The organism is Nostoc sp. CALU 546 (assembly GCF_048836525.1).
Genome location: NZ_JAWJTF010000046.1, coordinates 59673 through 66218 on the forward strand (window position 1 = coordinate 59673; position 6546 = coordinate 66218).

Here is a 6546-nt window from a genome sequence, read left to right on the forward strand (position 1 = left end):
TACTCTTGTTTGAGTGAAAATAAGCTGATGTATCTAATAAATACATCAGCTTTTGACTTATCCCAAGATTTCAATCACAGCCGCTAGAATAGCTGGTGCTTTGTCTGAAACTGGAATGAATATCCGCTTTTGCCAGTTGATGATCTCGGTAAAACATCCAATAGCCACCAGTCGCTCTGCCAGTGAGATAGAATTAACCAGTTCTATGCGAGGTTCTGCGGCAATGTAAGAACGCCGTAAAGTTACGCCACCCGGCAACTGCTGTGTATATCTCTCGTTGAGTACCAGCTTCACAAGTTCTTCTGGAGAAAGCAGCTGGTTCCTTAGTCCGAGTTGTTCGCGCACGGTTTGGATGTCGTGAGCATTCACCACCCGACCGAGAATCTTTTGTCCATCGCTGGTTTGCAGTCGGAATACTCTACTATTGTGCTGTGGTAGTATCTTCCAAATGGGCAACAAAATACCAGTGACTAAGTGCAGATAATCGGTTGTGAACTTGGGCAGTGTGTCCACTTCCTTCGACCACCCTGCGACGAACGCATCGACACAAACCGCTTTCCAAGTGGAAGATTCTAAATCCTTGACTGGTATACGGATTTCTTTCTGTGGACGGACGAGTAACACTCTTGGTACAACACCACCATCAGCGTCGTAGATACTATGTGTCGGAATTGACACAGCAGCATGACCAGACTTGGTGTTAACCATCAATTTCCCCTGGTACATACTGGCAAACTCAAGCATTTCGTCAGCCGTTCTGATGTTATTCTTCTGAGTGCGTTCTATCTTGAGATAGTTCGTTATGCTACCTGTGGCAGGGTGGGTGTACACAGCTTCCTGGCTCTCAACAGTAAACCGTTCAGCCCGTAAAGTCTCCACACCCATCTCATAGACACCAGCCGCGATCGCTGCTTCAATCTGTTGACTTAGCAACAACTCAAAACGCTCGAAAATGATGTTTTGCATATCGATGCGTAAAGCCAACAGGCGATTGAGGAATTGCCGCAATGGAGGCAAGTCGATTTTCATCCCGCCTTCGTGAGAGGTTAAGCACAGTCCAGTCATTTGCTCGAACTTTCCTAAAGGCACTTCATAAAATCGACCTTGGTATATTTGTCTGAATAACTCATACAGGGCGTGTTCTGCATAGTTAGACTCCAGATTATCCTTAGCCTCAAATATCCCATTGCCACCCGTCTGCCGTTGACCACGAGTAAGAGCGCCCAAGCTATCCAGCCTTCGGGCAATGGTTGAGATAAAGCGGCGTTCACCGATGACGTTAGTGGTAACAGGTCTGAACACGGGTGCTGATGCTTGGTTAGTTCTGTGCGATCGCCCAAGTCCTTGGATTGCGTTGTCTGCTCTCCATCCGGCTTCAAGCAGGTAGTGCGATCGCCGCCGACGATTCGCAGCATTTAGATCGGCATGATAACTTCTGCCTGTCCCACCAGCGTCACTGAAGATGAGGATTTGTTTGTCTCCCTGCATAAACGCGGCAGTTTCGGCAATATTCGCCCCACTGCCTCTCAAATCTACAAACAAACGCCCTGAATCATCTTTCAGAACTCGCTTGCTGCGACCCGTAACTTCAGCCACTTGCTTATTACCAAAATGCCACAGCAATTGTTCTAATGCACCAGGGATTGGATCAAGACATGCTAACTTATCGACTAAGGCATCTCTCAAAGCTACAGCTTCTTGTGAAATAACTGGAGAACCATCGGCATCAAAGACTGGTTCTGAGCGTTCTTCACCGTCAGCACCTGAATGGATGGAATGAAGATGAACAGGGAAAGCACTCATCAGGTAATCCATCACATATTCTCGTGGAGTCAAGTCAAGATTGAGATCCTTCCATTCCGAAGCAGGAACTTCATCAAGTCGTCGTTTCAAAAGTTCTTCATTAGTCGAAACTATTTGAATGACAACTGCAAGACCGTGGACTAAATCCTGCTCAATCGCTTTGATCAGGGTAGGGCATTTCATCCCGGTCAGCAGATGATTGAAGAATCTTTGCTTGTGCGACTCAAACTGAGACATTGCGCTCATCTTTGCAGCACGGTTGTAAGTCTTGTCACCAGTTATATTGCAAGCTTCTAACGCTTTCTCTAAATTATTATGAATAACCTGAAAAGCATCGGAATAGCTGTTATAGCTCCGTTCCTGCCTCGGCGTTAAATCAATGTAGAGAGTTTGATACTCAACTCCCTCGAATGAAAGGCTCCGCGCCAGATACAGCCCCAAAGCCTTGAGATCCCTGGCTACGATTTCCATCGCAGCGATACCACCGCCCTCAATGGATTCCACAAAATCCTCACGGGAGGTAAACGGGAAATCTCCAGTCTGCCAAAGCCCCAGACGATTTGCATAAGATAGGTTAGAAACCTTTGTCGCTCCAGTCGCGGAGACATAGACAACTCTTGCCCCAGGTAAAGCATTTTGCAACCGCAGCCCAACAATGCCTTGCTGGGATGCCGCAACCATACCGAGTTTACCCTCTTGAGCCATTGCGTTACCCATCGCGTGACACTCATCAAATGCGATCGCTCCCTCAAAGTCCTTGCCTGCCCATTCAACGATTTGCTTGAGCCGACTTTTACCTCCCTTTTGAGAACGTAGAGTTGAGTACGTGCAGAAGAGAATGCCTTGGGTGAAAGGGATGGGGTCGCCAAGTTTGATGTTGCCCAGGTCAATGATATCTTTCTCACTACCTCCTAAAGCACACCAGTCTCTACGGGCATCTTCAATTAATGCAGAACTTTTTGATACCCAGATTGCTTTTCTTCGTTCCTGACACCAGTTGTCGAGGATGATTCCTGCACATTGTCTACCCTTACCAGCACCCGTGCCATCGCCTAAGAACCAGCCACGACGAAATTTGACGGCATTTTCCTCGCCCTGAGCCGCAACAGTCACATTATCCCATGAATCATTCACAATATAAGACCCAGACAAAAATTCACAGTGCGCCTGACCTGCGTAAATAACGCTCTCAAGCTGTGCCTCTGACAACAAGCCTTGTGCGATAATATTGCTAGGAAGATGCGGTTTATAAGTTGGTGCTGGTGGCGAGACAAGTGCTAGGGCTGCACTTTCGCAAAGCAGCGAGGGATGAGGTAAAGCGTCCTTAATTCTGATTCGTTGTGGGCGATAGGTTTCATATAAGGTATCTTTGAGTCCTTCTGTAGCAGACCATTCGACGACTTCGTATTCCAGAATAACCACATCTGGAATTGAAGAAAGTGTTTCTGCTTGAGCTACCACAGAGCGTTTTGGTAATTGAACAACTTTTGCGATTGCCGCAGCAGCTTTGATATCTGAGCGTTCCCACGAAGACCTCTGTGGCAACTGCTCAATTAATGCCAGTATTTCAGGCAGATCCAAAGTTTCAGTAATACAAGGGATTTCGCTGGAGTCAGCCGGAACTTTGTCGATCACTGTAATCCGAGTGTCGATAGTTGTCCCATGTTTTGAGTAAACCTTGCCGTTAACCCCGACTGACATTAAAACTCGTGCTTCTGAGTGCCACCTAACAAAAGTCTCTCGCCAAGTAGGATTATTGGGAGAGAACCAATTGGCTGTGATTGTTACCAGCCGTCCACCGTCAGCCAGTCTTTGCAATGCCGAGTTGATATGCCTCTTTGTTGCGTCGGGATTGCGACTGTTGATTTTGGGAGATGCACAGAAAGGTGGATTCATCAGCACAACTGAGGGCTGAGTCTTGCCAACCAGATAGTCGTTAATCTGTTCCGCGTTTACTGAGAATAATGGTGTACCTGGAAACAACCGACGCAGAATCTTCGATCTATCGGGTGCAAGCTCGTTGAGCATCAGACTTGCACTGTGCAGTTTAGCCATTTGTGCCAATAGACCAGTTCCGGCACTTGGCTCCAAAATCAAATCATCAGCCTTTATAAATCCTGCTTTGGCTACTAGATAAGCAAGCGGCAGAGGGGTGGAGAATTGCTGAAGCTGTACTGACTCTTCACTACGCCGTGTTTGGGTTGGGCAGAGGGCTGTTAATTCTTCTAATTGTTGCACAACCACTTGAGGTTGTTGTGATAAAATCTTAATTCCCCGATGACGCAGATATAATATTTGCGCCACTTCCATTGCCTCGTAAGCATCTTTCCACTGCCATGCGCCGGACGCAGCAGTGCCTAGAAAATAGCGATTCATCTGGGCTTGGATTGTCCTGGTGGAAATAGTCCGTTGCTCAATCAGTGATTTGGTGAGTTCTTGAGCAACGTTGAGGATTGATTGCCCATAATCCAGAACTGTTTCTAGGTCAAACAGAGTTCCTTGCGTGGCTATAAGGCTGACCATATCTATATATATGAATACATCACTTTCGCTTTGGCGTAGCCGTTTGACTCGGATTTCTCACGCCTTGCTCAAAGCCTGTGTAAGTGTCGGTTCACTAGTGGGAGCAGAGGAGAGTTCAATGTGCCTTGTTCACTCCCCTCCGCCCCTCTGCATTTCAAACTTGTGAGGAATGCAGGGGAAATCTTCTCAAATGCGATCGCCCTTGGAGTGGCTTCTTGGATTTCCTGTTGTGGAGTAGGTTGTAGTGCTGTTGCGGAAACTGTGGGCCGTTCAATAACCGATGGCTCCCATCCGACTGGGGGCAAAGGTACAACCCACAAACTATCTATAAAGTCAAAAACCATCAGCGCAACAAAGCTCATAACGACTGCTTGGATCGTGAGGGTGAGAGTAGCTTGGATATCCATAATTAACTCCAAATGTTTGTGATTTTTCAATGTAGTGAGGCGTTGCAGTTGGGTTTAGTCGTTGCAACTCTCACTCTGGCTTTGGCGTAGCCATGAAAATTCCCATTCACAAAACGGGTGATTATGTTTACCCAGAGCATTGAAATCTTCTTAGCAAAAGCTAAGATCCAAAAAGTCACTAATTGCAATAAGCAATGGCAAGCAAAGAAATCCAAGTTAGAGAGTACACTGTCAGAGCGCACAAGCGGGAAATTCACACTCGCGTTTTTAACTTCGTATGTAAGCAGTGCGAACAACCCACGCAACGAGAAACGTTTGGGGTCCGACCGCTCTACTGTGAAATATGTCGTCCGCCACAAGCACCCAAGAAATCATTAGTCCCTATAGGCAAGAGGAAACCCAGAGCTATGAATTACTTGAGTGGGAAGGATATAGCTGGGTAATTTTTCGTTTTGAGGTAAGGGCGATACCTTCTCTTCTCCTATCGGAGACACTTCGTGAACGAGAGGCAACGCGTTCGGCACGTCTTTGACGAACGCCAAGTTGGTAGGTTTTGCAGCAAAGGTTATAACTATCCCGTGATTTCAATGCAGTCGAACAGTAAAAGGAGGAAGCCGATGGCAGCGATCAACGATCTGAGTTCGCAGCAGTTCTACCACGGTACAAAGGCAGACCTGAAGCTAGGAGACCTGATCGAGTCCTGCAATCCCCCGGATGTGGGTGAGCGGGATAGGATGGCAACCTATGTTTACCTAACCCCCAACTTGGATGCGGCGATCTGGGAGGCAGAGCTAGCGCTAGGCTTAGGTCAAGGCAGAGTCTACATCGTAGAGCCGCTCGGTCAGATTGAAAATGTCCCCGAACTCACAAAGCAGAAGTCTCCAAAGCATCTGTCGATGTCATATCGCTCCCGCGAGCCGTTGCGGGTAACGGGAACGGTCACGGAGTTGACTCTTTATCATGGGACACGGGCAGACCTGAAGCCAGGAGAACTAATCGAACCCGGTTATCACTCTAACTACGGTCAGAGGAAGAAGGCGACCTACGTTTATCTGGCTGCCACAATGGAAGCGGCAACCTGGGGGGCTGAACTAGCTCTCGGCGAGGGACGCGGCAGAATCTACATCGTGGAACCGCTCGGACTGATCGAGGATGACCCCAATGTGACGGACAAGAAATTCCCAGGTAATCCAACGAAGTCATACCGCTCACGGGAGCCTCTGCGGGTCATGGGCGAGATCATGGATTGGCAGGGGCACTCTCCAGAAGCGATCAAGACTATGAAGGATAACCTTGAGCGACTGAAACAACTAGGTGTTGAGGCGATCGAGGACTAAGTATTTTTACTTGGCTCTTTTCAGGGGAAGTTGGGTCGGGTGGAACTTTCACAACAGCAGACGGCGCAACAGACTTTTGCTCTTGGAATACTTCTATTAATTCTGACTCCTTAATTCAGAATAGCTGAATTCTTCTTCAATCGTTCCTCCAGATAAATCCGGTATCTGTAGCTCAATAGTAGGGTTAATATGAAATTTGACGCTCGGCTAACAACAAACTATGCCCAAGACTTGGAACATCAAGATAGATAACTATTTTCAAGCCAACCCCAATTGCATCATTGCCACTGCTCATGTAGACTCGTTCCCCACAGACCTACCCCTAGAACCCAATATCAGGGAACCAAACCGCAAAAGCGCGACCTACAGACAAATGTTCGATTCACTGACCACCGAACCTGCAAAATTCTTCTCTCGCCACAGTGGAATCGTTCTGTCAGCCAATAAAACTAAACCTGTCAAGAACAAAACTGAAA

Annotated in this window: 5 protein-coding genes; 3 read left to right on the plus strand and 2 right to left on the minus strand. The window is 47.4% G+C overall.

The genetic code is table 11. The features are described from left to right. Nucleotides 1-57: 57 nt before the first annotated feature. Nucleotides 58-4326 carry a strawberry notch-like NTP hydrolase domain-containing protein gene (locus RRG12_RS21935; RefSeq protein WP_420760701.1) on the minus strand — a complete coding sequence of 1423 codons (4269 nt, stop codon included), beginning with the start codon at nucleotides 4324-4326 and terminating at the stop codon, nucleotides 58-60. A 68-nt stretch (nucleotides 4327-4394) separates the two neighbouring features. Next, nucleotides 4395-4733 carry a hypothetical protein gene (locus tag RRG12_RS21940; protein ID WP_420760702.1) on the minus strand — a complete coding sequence of 113 codons (339 nt, stop codon included), beginning with the start codon at nucleotides 4731-4733 and terminating at the stop codon, nucleotides 4395-4397. Between the two features lie 194 nt (nucleotides 4734-4927). Here RRG12_RS21940 and RRG12_RS21945 point away from each other — a divergent pair, with 194 nt between their 5' ends. The 3 genes from RRG12_RS21945 to RRG12_RS21955 form a co-directional block, all read left to right on the plus strand. Continuing rightward, a complete protein-coding gene (locus tag RRG12_RS21945; RefSeq protein ID WP_420760703.1) occupies nucleotides 4928-5176 on the plus strand; it encodes a hypothetical protein in 249 nt (82 codons plus the stop codon). Between the two features lie 174 nt (nucleotides 5177-5350). Further along, on the plus strand, nucleotides 5351-6070 hold the full coding sequence (gene arr / locus RRG12_RS21950; protein WP_420760704.1) for an NAD(+)--rifampin ADP-ribosyltransferase: 720 nt from the start codon (nucleotides 5351-5353) through the stop codon (nucleotides 6068-6070). Between the two features lie 220 nt (nucleotides 6071-6290). Beyond that, a partial coding sequence (locus RRG12_RS21955; RefSeq protein ID WP_420760705.1) for an AIPR family protein occupies nucleotides 6291-6546 on the plus strand: 256 nt, incomplete at its 3' end.